Annotated in this window: 16 protein-coding genes and 1 pseudogene; 11 read left to right on the top strand and 6 right to left on the bottom strand. The window is 63.7% G+C overall.

Annotated elements, in window-relative coordinates; translation table 11 throughout:
* Positions 1-201 precede the first annotated feature (201 nt).
* Entirely contained in the window at positions 202-846 is a 645-nt protein-coding gene (locus LQ220_RS24075) for a DUF3422 family protein (RefSeq protein ID WP_066764030.1), read from the bottom strand.
* A 282-nt stretch (positions 847-1,128) separates the two neighbouring features.
* On the opposite strand from LQ220_RS24075, the gene LQ220_RS24080 reads away from it, so the two are divergent.
* From LQ220_RS24080 to LQ220_RS24125, 10 genes are all read left to right on the top strand, one after another.
* Positions 1,129-2,265 (top strand): thiolase family protein, encoded by a 1,137-nt coding sequence (locus LQ220_RS24080; RefSeq protein ID WP_004206969.1) that lies wholly within the window; start codon positions 1,129-1,131, stop codon positions 2,263-2,265.
* Positions 2,262-4,613, top strand: coding sequence for a 3-hydroxyacyl-CoA dehydrogenase/enoyl-CoA hydratase family protein (locus LQ220_RS24085; protein WP_025290591.1), 2,352 nt, complete (start codon positions 2,262-2,264; stop codon positions 4,611-4,613). The genes LQ220_RS24080 and LQ220_RS24085 overlap by 4 nt, the downstream gene beginning before the upstream one ends.
* Positions 4,614-4,658: 45 nt before the next feature.
* Positions 4,659-6,449, top strand: a complete 1,791-nt coding sequence (locus LQ220_RS24090) for an acyl-CoA dehydrogenase C-terminal domain-containing protein (protein WP_025290592.1) — start codon at positions 4,659-4,661, stop codon at positions 6,447-6,449.
* Positions 6,446-7,354 (top strand): nitronate monooxygenase, encoded by a 909-nt coding sequence (locus tag LQ220_RS24095; RefSeq protein WP_025290593.1) that lies wholly within the window; start codon positions 6,446-6,448, stop codon positions 7,352-7,354. The genes LQ220_RS24090 and LQ220_RS24095 overlap by 4 nt, the downstream gene beginning before the upstream one ends.
* A 9-nt stretch (positions 7,355-7,363) precedes the next feature.
* Positions 7,364-8,107 carry an electron transfer flavoprotein subunit beta/FixA family protein gene (locus LQ220_RS24100; RefSeq protein WP_004206977.1) on the top strand — a complete coding sequence of 248 codons (744 nt, stop codon included), beginning with the start codon at positions 7,364-7,366 and terminating at the stop codon, positions 8,105-8,107.
* A gap of 115 nt (positions 8,108-8,222) precedes the next feature.
* The gene (locus LQ220_RS24105; protein ID WP_004206978.1) at positions 8,223-9,149 is read left to right on the top strand and encodes an electron transfer flavoprotein subunit alpha/FixB family protein; all 927 of its coding nucleotides are present in this window, start codon (positions 8,223-8,225) and stop codon (positions 9,147-9,149) included.
* A gap of 8 nt (positions 9,150-9,157) precedes the next feature.
* On the top strand, positions 9,158-9,583 hold the full coding sequence (locus LQ220_RS24110) for a PaaI family thioesterase (protein WP_004206979.1): 426 nt from the start codon (positions 9,158-9,160) through the stop codon (positions 9,581-9,583).
* A 14-nt stretch (positions 9,584-9,597) separates the two neighbouring features.
* Entirely contained in the window at positions 9,598-9,897 is a 300-nt protein-coding gene (locus tag LQ220_RS24115) for a polyhydroxyalkanoic acid system family protein (RefSeq protein WP_004206980.1), read from the top strand.
* Between the two features lie 102 nt (positions 9,898-9,999).
* Positions 10,000-10,239 (top strand): acyl carrier protein, encoded by a 240-nt coding sequence (acpP, locus tag LQ220_RS24120; RefSeq protein WP_004206981.1) that lies wholly within the window; start codon positions 10,000-10,002, stop codon positions 10,237-10,239.
* A gap of 328 nt (positions 10,240-10,567) precedes the next feature.
* Positions 10,568-11,446, top strand: coding sequence for an alpha/beta hydrolase (locus tag LQ220_RS24125; RefSeq protein ID WP_025290594.1), 879 nt, complete (start codon positions 10,568-10,570; stop codon positions 11,444-11,446).
* A gap of 163 nt (positions 11,447-11,609) precedes the next feature.
* Here the strand turns inward: LQ220_RS24125 and LQ220_RS24130 are convergent, their stop codons facing one another.
* The 4 genes from LQ220_RS24130 to LQ220_RS24145 are packed head-to-tail and all read right to left on the bottom strand — an operon-like array spanning position 11,610 to position 16,283.
* On the bottom strand, positions 11,610-12,740 hold the full coding sequence (locus tag LQ220_RS24130) for an ABC transporter permease (RefSeq protein WP_004206985.1): 1,131 nt from the start codon (positions 12,738-12,740) through the stop codon (positions 11,610-11,612).
* Positions 12,737-13,900, bottom strand: a complete 1,164-nt coding sequence (locus tag LQ220_RS24135) for an ABC transporter permease (protein WP_004206986.1) — start codon at positions 13,898-13,900, stop codon at positions 12,737-12,739. Before LQ220_RS24135 ends, LQ220_RS24130 begins: the two co-directional genes overlap by 4 nt.
* Positions 13,897-14,934 (bottom strand): efflux RND transporter periplasmic adaptor subunit, encoded by a 1,038-nt coding sequence (locus LQ220_RS24140; protein ID WP_004206989.1) that lies wholly within the window; start codon positions 14,932-14,934, stop codon positions 13,897-13,899. The genes LQ220_RS24135 and LQ220_RS24140 overlap by 4 nt, the downstream gene beginning before the upstream one ends.
* A complete protein-coding gene (locus tag LQ220_RS24145) occupies positions 14,931-16,283 on the bottom strand; it encodes a TolC family protein (RefSeq protein WP_230190537.1) in 1,353 nt (450 codons plus the stop codon). Before LQ220_RS24145 ends, LQ220_RS24140 begins: the two co-directional genes overlap by 4 nt.
* A gap of 16 nt (positions 16,284-16,299) precedes the next feature.
* On the opposite strand from LQ220_RS24145, the gene LQ220_RS24150 reads away from it, so the two are divergent.
* Entirely contained in the window at positions 16,300-17,025 is a 726-nt protein-coding gene (locus tag LQ220_RS24150; protein ID WP_230190538.1) for a TetR/AcrR family transcriptional regulator, read from the top strand.
* 92 nt (positions 17,026-17,117) lie between these two features.
* Here the strand turns inward: LQ220_RS24150 and LQ220_RS24155 are convergent.
* A pseudogene (locus LQ220_RS24155) lies at positions 17,118-17,229 on the bottom strand (IS630 family transposase); the annotation flags it as partial.

A 17,229-nucleotide genomic window follows, 5' to 3' on the forward strand; every position in this document is an offset into this window, starting at 1 on the left:
ATCTTCGCCCACTGCACATCGTTCAATTCGTATCGCTTGATCCCCATCGTCCGCTCCGTGTCCAACACGGAGCCCTATGAATCAGCAATTAGACCTCTTGGGAATCCTGAATGTCGATCGGCCCTAGGTTGTGTGCGAATTGGAGGGTCAGGCGCTGCTGGCCCCGTCGTCAGCGTTCGGGCGTGTTCGTGTGTGACGCCGTCAAGCTATTGATCTTTGCGCGCCTTCAAGCAAGGAAAGATTGCGATAATTGCCCAGTTCCTGAATGCGCTGGATGGAACGCGACACTTCGCCGTCAGCCGCCCCGTTCGCGGCAACGACCAGGCGCCCGTAGCCGCCGGCGTGAATGCGAAAGTCGCTCCAGATCCGGACGCTATCCCCGATGATGCAGGAGACGAGATGGCCCGGATGGAAGTCGGCCCGATCGACAACCGGCTCGGCGTAGCTATCGTTCGCCACAACGACGATGTGGGTTGCGCGGATGACCAGGCCCGGCAGCGTTTCCATCCACTGCAAGGTATCACTGAAGGGGCCGACGTCGGGAGCAGACCAGAACTGCGCGTCCGCGCTGACCGAGGTTGACGTTAGCGTCGTGGTGACCGCTTCACTGTGCCTTTCCCAGGCCAGCCGCCCGTTGGCGGACCACTCCGTTTCCAGGTGGCGCAGGTTGCGATCGAGTCCAGAGGCACATCGCTGCTCCAGGATCAGCCATTCCTTCTCCCGGTCATTCTCATCGACCAGGCGAACCGTCTGAAATGCCATGGCGGGCAATTCGAGTGCAGGAAAACGGCGCAGATGCATTTCGCCGACGATCTGACGCCGGAGGGGATGCTCAGAAAATCGCATGTGTGCGCCTTCGAAAACAGGTGCAGTGGCGCTTGGGGAGAGGCGCAGCCGTCGATAAGACGGGCGCGAGCATCATCGCCGGGATGAGAGTGCGCGGTTTTTCACTGGCGAGCATCCGTACGTTCCTCGGCCAAGACCTCCGATATCAAGCCTCCCGGGAACCGGTGCATGACGATTCCCTCGACGGCGTGAGAAGAGTGCCAAAGATTTTAGTTGACGTAAACGTCATTTCACGCACCATTAGGTAATCAGATGTCCGATTCCCTGGAGAGGCTATCATCGATGCGTAATGTGGTTGTTGCGGGCTATGCCCGGTCCCCCTTTCACCTGGCAGGCAAGGGCGCGCTGGCGCGCGTCCGCCCTGACGATCTGGCCGCTCAGGTCATTCGCGGACTGATTCAGCAGACCGGCGTGAAGGCCGAAGATATCGAGGATATCGTGCTGGGCTGCGCTTTTCCTGAAGGCGAGCAGGGCTTCAACATCGCGCGCCTTATCGGTCTTCTCGCCGACCTGCCGCTCTCTGTCGGCGGCATGACCGTTAATCGCTTCTGCGGATCGTCGATGAGCTCGGTCCACATCGCTGCGGGCCAGATTCAGCTTGGCGCCGGCGAGGCCTTCATCTGCGCGGGCGTGGAGTCGATGAGCCGCGTGCCGATGATGGGGTTCAATCCGCTGCCGAACCCCGAGCTCGCGAAGAAGAGCGCCGCCTATATGGGCATGGGCGACACGGCGGAGAATGTCGCGACCAAATATCAGATCACCCGTGCCCAGCAGGAAGCCTTTGCGGTCGCCAGTCAGGACAAGGCGGCCGCGGCTATCGCGGCCGGCAAGCTCGAGGCCGAGATCGTGCCGATCACGACCAAGGCGGGCGTGGTCGACAAGGATGGCACGCCGCGTGCCGGCACGACGACGGAAACCCTCGCCGGGCTGAAGCCGGCCTTCAGCCAGGACGGCACGGTAACGGCGGGAACGTCCTCGCCGCTGACCGATGGCGCAAGCGCAATCCTGGTCACGAGCGAGGATTATGCGCGCGCGCATGGACTGCCGATCCTTGCCCGCATCAAGTCGGTTGCTGTCTCTGGCTGCCAGCCGGAGATCATGGGCATCGGACCGGTCGAGGCCTCGCGCAAGGCGCTGCAGCGGGCGGGGCTCAGTGTGGACCAGCTTGACGTTGTCGAGCTCAACGAAGCCTTTGCGAGCCAGTCACTGGCCTGCATCAGCGACCTGGGGCTTGACCAGTCGAAGGTCAATCTGGACGGCGGCGCCATCGCGATAGGCCACCCTCTGGGGGCGACCGGTGCGCGGATCGTGGGCAAGGCCGCGGCTCTGCTGAAGCGCGAAGGCGGCAGCTATGCGCTTGCCACCCAGTGCATCGGCGGCGGTCAGGGCATCGCCACCGTGCTGGAGGCGGCGGAATGAGCGAGCAGGCCATCAAGCCAGTCGGCGCCCCGCCGGAAACCATCAAAAAGGTCTGCGTGATCGGCGCAGGCGTCATGGGCGCCGGCATCGCAGCGCAGGTCGCCAATGCCGGCGTGCCGGTGCTGCTGCTCGATATCGTGCCCAAGGAGGGCGGCGATCGTGACGCCGTGGCGAAGGGTGCGGTCGCGAAGATGCTGAAGACCGATCCGGCGCCCTTCATGTCGAAGGCTGCGGCGAAGCTCGTTGAAACGGGCAATATCGACGACCATCTCGAGCGGGTGGCCGAATGCGACTGGATCGTCGAGGCGATCGTCGAACGGCTCGACATCAAGCAGGCGCTCTACGCCAAGCTCGAGCAGCTCAAGCGTCCGGGCACGGCGGTATCGTCCAATACCTCGACGATTCCGCTTGGCCATCTGGTCGAGGGGCGGGACGATCAGTTCAAACAGGACTTCCTGATCACCCATTTCTTCAATCCGCCGCGCTACATGCGGCTCATCGAAATCGTGACCGGCCCCGACACTGATACGGCTGTGGCGAGGCGCGTCTCGGATTTCGTCGATCGAAAGCTCGGCAAGCGCATCGTGCCGGCGCGGGACACGCCGGGCTTCATCGCCAATCGCATCGGTACCTACTGGCTGGCCGTCGCGATCAATGCCGCGATGGACCAGGGGCTGACGGTGGAGGAAGCCGACCAGATCGGCGGAAAGCCGATGGGCGTGCCCAAGACCGGCATTTTCGGCCTTGTCGATCTCGTTGGCGTCGACCTCATGCCGCTGCTCACGAAGAGCCTGTCCTCGACGCTGCCGGCAGGTGACGCCTATTTCGACACGGTGAGGCCGATGCCGCTCGTCGACAGGATGATCGCGGAAGGCTTTACCGGGCGGAAGGGCAAGGGCGGTTTCTACGCGTTCGACAAGGCGACGAAGACCAAGAAAGCGCTCGATCTCGCGACCGGCGAATATCGCGTATCGGTGAAGCCGGCTTCCTTGCCGGGCCGGGCCGAGAAGGACCTGGCAGCATTGGTTGCTGCGCCCGGCAAGGTCGGCGCCTATGCCTGGGAAATTCTCGGCAAGGTTCTTTCCTATGCCGCGAGTCTGGTCGGTGAAGCTGCGGACAACATCGTCGGCATCGATGACGCGATGAAGCTCGGCTACAACTGGAAGTTCGGGCCGTTCGAACTGATCGATCGCCTCGGGCCGGGCAAGCTCGCCGAACGGCTGGCGGCCGAGGGGCGGGATGTTCCCGCGATCCTCAAGGTAGCCGGAGATCGGCCATTCTACCGGGTGCAGGACGGCCGTCGGCAATATCTCGATGCCGCCGGCGACTATCATGATGTCGTGCGGCCCGAGGGCGTGCTGCTGCTGGAAGACATCAAGCTTCATAGCCAGCCGATCCTCAAAAATGGCTCGGCGGCACTCTGGGATGTCGGCGACGGCGTTGCCTGCCTTGAGTTCACCGGCAAGATGAACGCGCTCGACGGCGATGTGATGAAGCTGATCGGTCAGGCGATCCCGGTCGTGCAGGACAAGTTCAAGGCGCTCGTCGTCTATAATGAGGGCAGCAATTTCTCTGCTGGCGCCAATCTCGGCCTTGCCCTGTTCGCGCTGAACATCGCGGCATGGGGCGAGATCGAAAAGCTCGTCGCGGGCGGGCAGCAGGCCTACAAGGCGCTCAAATATGCGCCGTTCCCGGTCGTGAGCGCGCCGGCCGGCATGGCGTTGGGCGGTGGTTGCGAGATCCTGCTCAACAGTGATGCCGTGCAGGCCCATGCCGAAAGCTATGTGGGTCTGGTCGAGTGCGGCGTGGGCCTGATCCCTGGCTGGGGCGGATGCGGTGAAATGATCGATCGCTGGCGCTCCAGTCCCGGCATGCCCAAGGGGCCGATGCCGGCCGTTGCCAAGGTGTTCGAGACGGTATCGACGGCCACTGTGGCAAAGTCGGCCGCCGAGGCGAAGGAGCATGGCTTCCTGCGTCCGTCGGACGGCATCACGATGAACCGCGACCGCCTGCTGGCGGATGCCAAGGCGAAGGCACTGGAACTGGCGGACGGTTACAAACCGCCCGTGGCTCCGGAATTCCGCTTGCCTGGCGCGGGAGGCAAGTCCGCTCTTTCGATGGCTGTCGAAGGATTCCAGGCCCGTGGCCTCGCAACCTCCTACGATGGTGTCGTGTCCGGCGCGCTCGCCGACGTCCTGACGGGCGGCGAGAAGGATCTGATCGACATCGTGACCGAAGAGGATCTGCTGGCGCTCGAGCGCAAGGCCTTCATGCAACTGGTGCGCGACCCGCGGACCCAGGCGCGCGTCGAGCAGATGCTCGTCACCGGCAAGCCGCTGCGTAACTGATTGGCGGCCGGCGGCCCGAGGGCCGACTGGTCAGGAGATATAAATATGCAAGTCTATGACGCCCCGTTGCGCGATATGCGCTTCGTGCTCAACGAACTCCATGCCGATGACGGCTTCGGGGACATTCCCGCGCTGGCGGAGTTCACGCCGGATCTGACCGATGCCATCCTCGAGGAGGCGGCGCGCTTCTGTCGCGACGTGCTCTTGCCGATCAATCGGTCGGGCGACGAGGAAGGATGCCATCTGGAAAACGGCGTTGTGCGGACGCCGGCGGGGTTCGCGCAAGCCTATAAGCAATTCGCCGAAGGTGGCTGGACCGCGCTCGCATCCGATCCAGAATGGGGTGGGCAAGGGCTGCCGGAAGCGGTCAACAAGCTGGTCGAAGAGATGATCTGCTCGTCCAACCTTTCCTTCGGCCTCTATCCGGGCCTCACCCATGGTGCGACCACTGCGATCGAGGGCCATGGGAGCGACGCGCTCAAGCAGGCCTACCTGCCCAAGATGGTAAGCGGTCAATGGTCCGGCACGATGTGCCTGACCGAGCCTCATTGCGGTACCGATCTCGGGCTCCTGCGCAGCCGCGCGGTCCCGCAGGGCGATGGCAGCTACAAGGTCACCGGCTCCAAGATCTTCATCTCCGCCGGTGAGCATGACCTGACCGAGAATATCATCCATCTCGTGCTCGCCCGCCTGCCCGACGCCCCCAAGGGCGTAAAGGGCATCAGCCTGTTCCTCGTTCCCAAATATCTTCCCAAGGAGGACGGCACTCCCGGTCAATCGAACGGCGTCGCCTGCGCCGCGATCGAGCACAAGATGGGTCTCAAGGCGTCGGCGACCTGCCAGATGAACTTCGACGATTCGACCGGTTGGCTGGTCGGCGAGCCGGGCAAGGGCATGGCCGCCATGTTCACGATGATGAACACTGAGCGCGTCTCTGTCGGCATTCAGGGCCTCGGTGTCGGTGAAGCCGCGTATCAGGCGGCCGCCTGGTATGCGAAGGACCGTATTCAGGGCCGGGCGCTCTCGGGCCCCAAATATCCCGAACAGGCTGCCGATCCGATCATCGTCCATCCCGATGTTCGCCGCATGTTGATGACGATGCGGGCCTATAATGAGGGGTGCCGGGCGCTCTCGGCCTGGGTCTCGCGCGCGCTGGACGCGGAAAAACATTCTCCCGAACCCGAAGTGCGCCAGCGAGCGAGTGACTTCATCGCGCTCATGACCCCCGTCGTCAAAGCGCTCTTCACCGACCTTGCGTTCGACAGTGCGAACCTCGCTGTCCAATGCTATGGCGGCCACGGCTACATCCGCGAAAGCGGCGTCGAGCAATATGCCCGTGATGCCCGGATCACCATGATCTATGAGGGGACGAACGGCGTTCAGGCGCTCGATCTCGTCGGCCGCAAGCTCGGCGCCCATATGGGCCGCTATCTGCGCAGCTTCTTCCATCCGGTGTCGGCTTTCATCGAGGAAAACAACGTCGACGGACCGATGAAGCCGATGGTCGAGGCGCTCGCCAAGGCGTTCGGGGCGCTGCAGCTTTCGACGGCCACGGTCGCGCAGCGGGCACTCAAGGATCCCGAAGAGGCGGGCGCGGCGTCGGCGGACTATCTGCGTCTGATGGGCCTGGTGGCCATGGGCTATTGCTTTGCCAAGGCGACCAAGATTGCAGGCTTGCAGCTCTTCTTCGGCAGCGAGGACAAGCGCTTCTACGATGCCAAGATCAAGACGGCGACGTTCTTCTTCGAGCGCATCCTGCCGCAGGCGACGGCCAGCTTCCTGGCGATCAAGGCGGGCAAGAAGTCGCTGATGGCGCTGGAAGACGACGTGTTTTGACGCTTCCGGCAAGCCTCGAAAAGCGGCTGGCCATTCCAGCCATCGTTGCGCCGATGTTCCTTGTGTCGGGACCGGACCTTGTCGTCAGTTGCTGCGAGGCGGGACTGCTTGGCACGTTCCCGGCGCTCAATCAGCGGACCAGCGAAGGTTTCGGTGAATGGCTGGATGAAATCGAGGAGCGGCTGGCTCCCATGCCGGGAGCGGCGCCCTTCGGCGTCAACCTCATCGTCCATAAGAGCAATCCGAGGCTCGACGCCGATCTGGAACTGATCGTTCGGCACCATGTGCCATTGGTCATCACCTCGCTCGGCGCCGTCGCGGATCTTGTCCAGGTGGTTCAGGGCTATGGCGGGCTGGTCTTTCACGACGTGACGAACGTGCGTCATGCGGAAAAGGCGCTCGAAGCTGGCGTCGACGGTCTGATCGCGGTCGCTGCCGGCGCGGGGGGACATGCCGGCACGATGAGCCCGTTCGCACTGGTTGACGAGATACGGCGCTTCTTCCAGGGGCCGCTGGCGCTTTCCGGCGCCATCACGCGCGGCCACCAGATCGCGGCCGCGCAGATGATGGGGGCCGATCTTGCCTATATCGGATCCCACTTCATCGCGTCGGAAGAGAGTCTCGCCTCGCCGGCACAGAAAGACATGGTGATCGGGGCCGGACCAGCGGATATCGTCTATACGGACCGGGTCACCGGCGTCGGGGCCAATTTTCTCCGGCCCTCGCTGGAAGCCGCGACTCTCCCTGAGCCACATGGCGCGCTTTCGGTTTCGGAGGAGGCCAAGGCCTGGAAGACGATCTGGTCGGCAGGCCACGGTGTCGGCGCTACCACTGCCGTCCAACCGGCCCGATCCATCTGTGAGAGACTCATTGCCGAATATCAGGCGGCATTACAATCAGAGTAGGATTGATCCATGAAGGTGCTTGTGCCCGTCAAGCGGGTTATCGATTATAATGTGAAACCGCGCGTGAAGGCGGATGGGACGGGCGTCGATTTGGCGAACGTGAAAATGTCGATGAACCCGTTCGACGAGATCGCCGTCGAAGAGGCTATCCGCCTCAAGGAAAAGGGAGTCGCGACCGAAATCGTGGTGGTGTCGATCGGCGTCGCCAAGGCGCAGGAAACGCTGCGCACCGCGCTCGCCATGGGGGCCGACCGCGCGATCCTCGTCCAGACTGACGATGAGGTCGAGCCGCTCGCCGTCGCCAAGATCCTGAAGGCCATCGCCACCGAGGAGGCTCCGGGCCTGGTGATCCTCGGCAAGCAGGCCATCGACGATGATGCCAATCAGACCGGCCAGATGCTGGCAGCCCTTCTCGGTTGGGGGCAGGGCACATTCGCCAGCAAGGTCGAAGTATCGGGCGAGACTGTCGCGGTGACCCGTGAGGTGGATGGCGGTCTGGAGACCGTAAGCCTCAAACTGCCGGCGATCGTGACGACCGATCTGCGTCTCAACGAACCGCGCTATGCGAGCCTGCCCAATATCATGAAGGCCAAATCCAAGCCGCTGGCGACGAAGACGCCGGCCGATCTCGGTGTTGAGATCGCCTCGCGCCTCAAGACGCTCAAGGTGACCGAACCCCCCAAGCGCTCGGCGGGCATCAAGGTGGCCGACGTCGATGAATTGGTCGCCAGGCTCAAGGAAATGGCGATTTGATAAACTTTCAAACGCGCCGAACTTGCCGAACCTCTCCCATGCAAGTGACGGCGCACCCCGCTTCATCCTGTGCGCACAGAGATGAAGCGGGGGCGGATTTCTCGGAGAATAAGTTATGAATACGCTCGTCTGGGTTGAACATGACAATGCGTCGGTCAAGGATGCGACGCTATCGGCCGTCACCGCCGCTGCCAAACTTGGTGAGGTCCATCTGCTGGTTGCCGGTGCGGGCATCGGCGGCGTGGCCGAGGCTGCTGCGAAGGTCGCGGGTGTCGCCAAAGTCGTAACGTTCGACGATGCGGCGTTCAAACACGCTTTGCCCGAGAATGTCGCGCCGGCCGTCGCGGACCTGATGCGCGGCTATGACGCGTTCGTGGCGCCTTCCACTTCGAATGGCAAGAACATCGCGCCGCGCGTGGCGGCCTTGCTTGATGTGATGCAGGTCAGCGACATCCTGTCGGTGGAAAGCGCTGACACGTTCACGCGTCCCATCTACGCGGGAAATGCGATCGCGACGGTCCAGTCGTCTGATGCAAAGAAGGTTATCACGGTGCGTGGCACAGCCTTCGAGAAGGCGGCCCGCGAGGGTGGCTCGGCCAGTATCGAGGCTGCGACGGGCACGGATGCGGGACTTTCCAGCTTCGTGGGTGCCGAGATCGCCCAGTCCGAGCGCCCGGAACTCACCTCGGCCAAAATCATCGTCTCGGGCGGGCGAGCGCTGGGCTCGGCCGGGCAGTTTCATGGCGTGATCGATCCGCTGGCCGACAAGCTGGGCGCGGGTGTGGGCGCAAGCCGCGCGGCGGTCGATGCTGGCTATGCGCCCAACGATTTTCAGGTCGGCCAGACCGGCAAGATCGTGGCGCCGGAAGTCTATGTCGCCGTCGGCATATCGGGTGCGATTCAGCACCTTGCTGGCATGAAGGATAGCAAGACCATCATCGCGATCAACAAGGATGAGGACGCGCCCATCTTCCAGGTCGCCGATATCGGCCTGGTCGGCGACCTCTTCAAGATCGTTCCTGAACTGACCGAAAAGCTTTGAGGTAAGCGATGACCGGTCTGGAAGAGATCGAACAGTTCATGGCGGCCGGCACCCGGCCGCCCATGATGGACCTGTTCGACATCGATCTGCTTGAGGCGGAGGAGGGGAAGGTCGTCTTTGTCGCGACGCCCACCTCGCAGACCTACAATTTCATGGGCATCGCCCATGGTGGCTATGCCGCGACGCTGCTGGATTCGGCCTGCGGCATCGCGGCGAACTCCGCGGCCCAAGTGCCCATCAACTGCGTCACGCTCGAACTCAAGGTCGCCTATCATGCGCCCTTGACCGACAGGGTCGGGATGGTCCGTGCAATCGGCCAGGTGGTGTCGATGGGCAAGAGGGTGGCGCATACCGAGGCGCGTCTGATCGACATGGCCGGCAAACTCTATGCCTCCGCGACATCGACCTTGCTGCTCGTCGATCGGGCGGCCTGAACAGGAAAGAAGATATGGAAGTCGTTATCCCGCACAGCCTTGGTAAAATCGAAGCGAAGAGCAGGATCGAGGCCGGCCTGCCCAAGCTGGCAGCGCATATCCCGGGAGGCGGTTCGCTCAGTTCCGAGTGGGTATCGGACTACGCACTACACTTGGTCATCGGGGCGATGGGGCAGAATATCCCGGTGCAACTCGACATTGAGGATAGCGAGATTCGCGGCGACGTCAGCGTACCGCTGTTCCTCAAAATGATGTCAGGACAGATTTCGGATTTTGTGAAAACGAGCGCCGAGAAAATGCTCAGCAAGGCATGATGAATTTACTGGCCGCAGGACAATATCGTTGCTCTGCGATGATTGAGTTTACGAGAATCTGCCCTGTTTCCTAGCCGATAGTGTCCGCGCGAGGGCTTTGTGATGGAAGAAATCGCTCCCCGAGTTTTCAGGATCATTAGCCGTCAGCTCGGCGTCTATCCGGATCAGATTGCCCTTGCTTCGTCTTTCTACGATGACATCGGCGTGGATAGTCTCGATGTGCTGGAAGTTGTGATGGCGCTTGAAGACGAATTCGGACTCACTATCCCGGATGAAGCCGCCGGTGAGGTCAAAACAGTAGAGGATGCGGTCAAGCTGGTCGAAGCATGGATAGCCAAGTGAGATAAAACCCACGATCCTCTGAAACCGCAATTCACGACGACAATGAAATCTAGATAGCTCTTTGGTCGCCTGACGTATCACTTCCATGATCAAGGCTACCGTGATCGCGCATAGCCGCCATATGCTTTGCGCCAGAAACGGGATTTCATCTATCGCTTTGCCCACTCGATGACGGAATGGTGTTTCCGAAAAGAATATAGCGAACCATGTTATCTAATGACGAATCGCTGTCTTCTCACATTTGACGAACTGGCTGGTAACGTCGGAGCGGGAAGATGCATGAAAGAGGTAGATCATGCGATACCGTTCATTAGGCCTGGCTACAGTCTTGATTGTCACGAGCACCGCTTGGGCGCAGACGCCGTCGGATAACCAACATGCGCTGATCGGACCGCCCCAACTCCACGCCCTTCCCGTCACCGCTCCGACGCTCGTCGAGGCCTATGGTCCTGATCCTCTGCAGATCGGTGAACTGCGCTTGCCTGCAGGTCCTGGCCCGTTTCCCGTCGTCATGGTCATTCACGGTGGCTGCTGGACCAAAGGCTATGAGACACTGGCAGGCACGGCGCCGTTGGCGAGCGCCTTGACGGACAAGGGCGTGGCGACATGGAATATAGAGTATCGACAGGTTGGTGACACCCGCGGCGGGTGGCCTGGGACCTTCCAGGATTGGGGAGCGGCGCTCGATCACTTGAGGGTGCTGGCACGAACCCAGCCTCTGGACCTGAAGCATGTGGTGACGGTGGGACATTCGGCCGGCGCCCACGCTGCCCTGTGGCTGGCGGCCCGTCCCAGATTGCCTGCCGACAGCGAGGTCCGCGGCGCTGATCCACTGAAGGTTTCCGCCGCGGTCGCCATCGACGGCCCAGGCGACCTGCGAACCCTGTACGGGTTCGACAAGGAGATTTGCGGCCGCCCGATCTTCGTCAACCTGTTCGGGGGCGCTCCTGACGCACAGGCGGGCCGCTACCGTCAGGCAAATCCGATCGAATGGCTGCCTCTGGCCGTGCCTCAATTCATGGTCGCTTCCGTCGTGCTGGAGCCTTCAGCCGCGCAAGCCTATGCAGCAGCCGCACAGTCGGCCGGCGATAAGGCGACGGTGATCACCCTGGAGAATGCGGGCCACTTCAACATGCTTTCGCCTGCGGACCCCACCTGGGCGCCGGTAGAGGCCGCGATCCTCGCGGCGGCGAAAGCAGAGCAATAGTCGAGGCAGCCTCCGGTTTATCCCCATCTCGGTGATCTCTATCTGATGAAGCCCTGCAGAGGTCCGCTTCGAACACCTCCCCCTGGGTTGCGCCAAGGTCGCGTCGGCCGGGGCGAGAGGGTTGCACTTGGGGTGCCCCTGACGATCTCGTTCCATTGAGGCGTCAGTCAGGCTTGAGAGGCTGAAGGTCCGGCGCGGAAATCTTCGTGAAGCGCCACCAGGCCAGGCCTCCGTAGACCAGAATGAGGATGGCGAGGTTGAGCACCTCCCGCGTCTGCTCGGCAAGGCTCGCGCCCATCTGATTGAGCCCGACCATGAGATGAATGCCCGCGGTGGTTGGCAGGAGGCGCGCGAGGAGCGCCAGCCAGGCCGGCGTCGCCTCCGCCGGCCAGGAGAGACCCGCGAGGAAGAAGATGGCGAGCGACGTGCCCATCCACAGTTGCAGGGGTCGTTCCCGTGTCCGGAAGAGGCTGGCCAGCGCAAGCGCCGCCGCCACAGTCGCGCCCACGAACAAACTGCCGCCCACGATCAAGGCGCCAGGAGAGCCGGCGGCGCGGGGATAGTCCTGAAACCAGAACACAAAACCCGCATAATAGGCCACGTCGGCCCAGCCGATCACGAAGAAGGCCAGGGCAATTCCGATAAGGGTGCGCGAGGGCAGACGAAAGCGTCCCAGTGTCTCGCGCAGGGTGGCGGCGAGCATCGTCAGGCCCATCAGCAGGGTCTGGTGAATGATGAGGAAGCCGACCCCGGGGAACACCGTGCTGCCATAGCCTTCGCGCGTGTTGAACAGCGGGCGCTGAACGAGCGACAGGGCAGGGCGGGCGGGTGCGCCCTGCGCCATGGCCTGATCGCTCGCCGCCTCGCCGGCGATCGTGGTGACCGCCAGGCCGATGCCTGACAGCGCCGTGCTGCTGCGCAGCAGATAGGCGCCGTTGCCGTAGAGCGCGACCGTGCCCTGGGCGCCGTTCAGAATATGTCGCTCGAACCCCTCGGGGATGATGACCACGGCCCCTGCGCCGGTCGTCTCGAGCCAGAGCCGGGCGGCTCCTGGAGAGGCCGGGCGCGCGGCAAGATCGGCCTGCTGGAGCGCTGCGATCCGGCGCACGAGACTGCGGCTTGCGCCGCTGTCGTCGAGATCGACGACGGCCACCGGAATGCGGACCGCGACCTCCCCGGAATAGGCTGAAGGGTAGAAGAAGGAATAGAGGATCGTCGACACGACGATCAGCATGAAGGCGGAGCGGTCGGAGAGAACGGCGCGGAAGGTAGCGAGGAAGGCGCGGCCGATCATCGTCGTCCCCAGACCTCCGGGCTCATCCGCGCCGAGACATAGCGCGGCAGCCCGGCGCCCGAGCCGACGACTAGAAAGGCAAACAGCGCCAGGATCGATCCAAGAGATGCGAGCACGGGTGCGCCGATCATCCATTGCTCCGCGACCAGCCGCGCGAAGCGGGTAAAAGGCAGCAGCGCGCTCCATAGCCGGGCGAAGGCGGAGGCCGACTCGATCGGGAAGATCGCCCCGGCGAAGGCGAAGGAAGCGCCCGCATAGAGGGCGGTCATCGACAGCGCCTGCCCCATGGAAAGGGTGGCCCCGACGATGAACAAGGCCATGCCCGCATAGGCGAGATAGAGGGCGAGATAGCCGCCCATCAGCATCGCCACGCTCCCTTGCACGGGCCAGCCCCGGTAGACCGCGAGATAGCCGGTCGCAAGCGCCCCCCAGAGCAGGAAGATGAGGATATAGGGCGCGATCTTGCCGGCGACGGCGGCGACCGCCTCGCCTCGAGGCCCTGCAAGCCATGCTCCGATGGTCCCGTCCCGCAGCTCGCGACCGAGCGCGCTCACGACCGCGATCATGAACAGCAGGTGCAGGAGTGCGGGGTGGATCAGGGCGACGAGTTGCAGCTCGTAACTGGCCTGCGGGTTGTAGAGGATCCGGCTCTGCACGCTCACCGGCTGCGGCCGCACACGCGCGGGACCGGCGATCGCGGCGCTTTGCTCCCCGGCCAAGGCCTTTGCGTGGGCCTGGACCACGGTGCCGACTTCACGCAACACCGAACCCGAGGGCGTGGAATAGCTCGCATTGTAGAAGAGGAGGATCTTGCCGGTCTCGCCGCGCAGCACGGTGCGCTCGAGATCACGCGGGATCAGGACCACGGCATAGGCGGCGTTGGAGCGGACCAGATGCTCGGCCTGTGCCATGTCCGGTGGCCGCGCCGCGACCTTGAGCCCGGGTGACGCCTCCAGCTTGCGGGTGAGGTCGCGCGCGACGCCGCCGCCGTCCTCGTCGACCACGACGATCGGCAGGTTCCGCATGACGCCTGCCGACAACTGGACCGCGACGATCGCCAGCAGCAGCAGAGGCAGCCAGGTGACCAGCGCCAGATCCCAGACGCTGCCGCGCAGGAAGGCGGTTTCGCGCCGGGCGCTATCGACGAAGGCCCGGATCATTGCGGCCAGTCGAACAGGACCGTCATGCCGGGGCGCAGCCCATCGACCCGCGACACGGGCGACAGGCGCACGTCAAAGCTCTTCACGTCAAAGCCGCTCGACTGGCGGGTCGCGCGCCATGTCGCGAAATCGCCGGCGGGCGCGATGTAGAAGACCCGAAACTGGGCGCAACGATCGCCGAGCGCAGGTATGCGGCCGGTCAGGACCCGTCCCCGGCGGATCGCACTGAACTGATCTTCTCTCAGGGTGAGCGTCACCCAGGGATGATCGATGTCGGTCAGGACGAAGACGGGAAATCCCTGCGGCACGAGTTCGCCCGACTGCGCCAGCCTGCGTCCGATCTCACCGTCCGACGGCGCGAACACCCGGGTTTCCTTCTCGGCCGCCTCGACTTCGGCCAGGGCGCCGCGCGCCTGGCGCACCTGTCCGCTCGCGGCCTGCCGATCCTGTCGCCGCGCCCCGGCCAGCGCCAGATCATATTGCGCGCGCGCCGCTCGGGCCGCTTCATTGGAGGCCAGGGCGTTTGCGCGGCTCTCGTCGCGTTTCTGCCCCGCCAGCACACCCTGTTCAAAGAGGCGCTCGGTGCGCTGATAGGTGGTCTGGGCGAGGTCCGCCGCCGCCTGCGCGCGTCGCCACTGGGCCTCGGCAGCCCGGATATCCTCCGGCCGTGCGCCTTCATCGGCCTTGTCCGCATTCGCCTGCGCGGCGGCGAGCGCGCCGCCGGCCTGTTCGGAGCGGGCTTCGACCTCGGGACTGTCGAGCGTATAGAGCAGCTGTCCCGTCTTCACCGGCTGGCCTTCCTCGACATGAAAGGCCGTGATCCGAGCCGAGACCTTGCTCGTGATCCGCAGTTCGCGGGCCTCGACCATGCCCTGGAGCTGATCGGGAACCGGGCGATAGGCCAGCCAGAGACCGAGGCCGAGAATGACCACGACGAGGAAAGCAATGAGCGGCAGCAACTTGCGCTTCCGCCCGGTCGGAACCGGCGGAGCCGTCTCGTCCGGGGTGACCAGGGTTTCCGATGTGGCGGTCATGGCGTGACCCTTTCACCCTGGTCGATATAGTCCGGCAATGTGGCGATCTGACCGCTGACGTGGAGAAGCTGGGCGAGCGCGACAACGAAATCATATCCGGCCTGGGCGCGCTGGATCCGGGAGCGGGCAAGACCGAGCTGCGCATCGATCACGTCGAGCGAGGTTGTCTGCTGCTCCTGATAGCCGAGGGTCTGGACCCGCAGATTCTCCTGCGCCGCAGTGATGGCCGTGTCGGTCAGCTCAAACCGCCGTCGCGCGGCTTCCGCATCGTTCCAGGACCGCGTGACGCCGATTTCGATCTGGGTGCGGGCTTCGCGCAGGCCCGCATTGGCTTGCGTCACCGTTTCCCGCGCGGCCTGCACCGCTTGCGAGCGGCCCACACCGGAGAAGAGCGTGTAGCGCAGCCCCACGCCCATCGACCAGTCGGGATCCGTCAACAGCGTGTCGCGCCGATCGAAATTATACTGGGCGAAGCCATAGATCGTAGGCCGGAGCTTGGCGCGCTGGAGGGCCACCCCCGCTTCGGCCTGGTCTTCCAGCGCGCCGAGCCGGTCCAGTTGGGGATGGGCGCGCAGCGCCGTGTCCACATAGGTGTCGAGCGAGCGGAGGGGCTGGCGGATCACGAAGATGGGGGAGACGGGATCGACGCCGGACGGCGCCCGCAATGCGCCGGCAAGCGCTACCTGCGCACTCGCGAGATCGGCCTGCGCCTTCTCGAGTTCACGCGCGGCGTCGTCGCGAGCCACCTGCGCCTGGAGGCGTTGGGCCCGGCTTATGAACCCTTCCTGTTCGAGTTTGAGGGCGTCCGCGACATGCCGGTCCAATCCCGCGAGCGCATCACGGCGAACATCGCGCACGCGCTCGAGCAGCTGCTGGCCGAAATAGAACTGGGTCATCTGCAACAGACCGTTGTCGATGACGATCTGGCGTTCGGCGCGCGACTGCCCCAGTTGCGCCGCCGCGCCCGCCTGAGCGGCGGGAATCTGGCCACCGGAATAGAGCGGCAGCGTCGCCGTCACGATCGGCCGGGTGCTGGTGCGCTCGATCTCGAAGCGGAGGGGATCATAGATGGCATAATCCTGGGCCACGTCCGCCAGCGGGCCGAGCGGCAGATAGAGGGTTTTCTGATAGCGGATCATCTGGCCTTCGAACTCGACAGTCGGACGCCGCAGCGTGCTCGTGGAGCCCTTCTGGGCCTCCTTGCTGCGCACATCGGCGTCGGCGCCCTGGATCGCGTCCGACCGCTCGAGCAGCCTCGCCTGGGCGCTTCGATAATCGAGATCCAGCCTGTCGATCGTTTGCGCCTGCGCGCCCTGACAAACCGCAGTCGCCAGCGCAGCAACCAGCATCGAACATCGCAAGGTCATGAAGAACGTCTCCTGCTCCCGCACGGTAACGTTGACATCCAACCAACTCAATACATATTTGTATCGAAATGCTCCTGCCCGTGATCCCGTGAGCCGCCGCCCGGCACGAACGCGCCCGACCCGGGCGCAGACCCGGGCGCAGACCCGGGAGCGCATCCTGGATGGCGCTCTCGAGGCCTTCGCTGAACGTGGCTTCCATGGCGCAACCCAGGAAGATATTTGCGAGCGCGTCGGTCTGAGCCGGGGCGCCTATAATTCTAGCTTCCGGTCCAAGGACGAATTGTTCTTCGCCCTCTATGACCGGGTGATCGAGCGATTGCAGTCGAGGCTGGAGGAGGCGACCGCCTCAGCGCTGTCCATGCCCGGCTCGACGGCCGACAATTTCCTCAAGGCCTTTATCGCCAGCTATCCGTTCGATCGGGACTGGTATCTGCTCCAGGCCGAGTTCGGCCTCTATGCCTTGCGCCATCCTGCCATGGCGAGCCACTATGCCGAACGGCAGGGGCGGATCCTCGTCATCATCGAGGGCGCGCTCGCCGACATCCTTCGCGAGGACTCCCGCATCGTTGCCCGGGACCTCCCGCGCATCGCGCGACTGATCCTGGCTGTCCACGAGGGAAGCATGTTCCAGGGCCTGCTCGAACCGCACGAGGTCACAAGCGGAGAGCTTCTGGACTTTCTCGTGGATCTCATGCTGGCGGGGGCGGCAACGAGCGTCGACTAAGAATGGATTGCTGATCTTGCCTTGCGGGAGGCCGCGCAACAGCATGCCTGCCTCTATTTGTGATGTGGGAGACCGTTTAGAGCGGTTTCCATTCATTCCGGTTCATAGCCGCATGATTTGAAGTAGTTTGCACATTCGTCGGGCTTGAAGATATCGACGAGCCTGCCGATCAGGTCCCACAGGCCGCTGACGGTGCGCTCTCCT

The sequence above is a fragment of the Sphingobium sp. CECT 9361 genome (assembly GCF_918741285.1).
GTDB lineage: Bacteria > Pseudomonadota > Alphaproteobacteria > Sphingomonadales > Sphingomonadaceae > Sphingobium.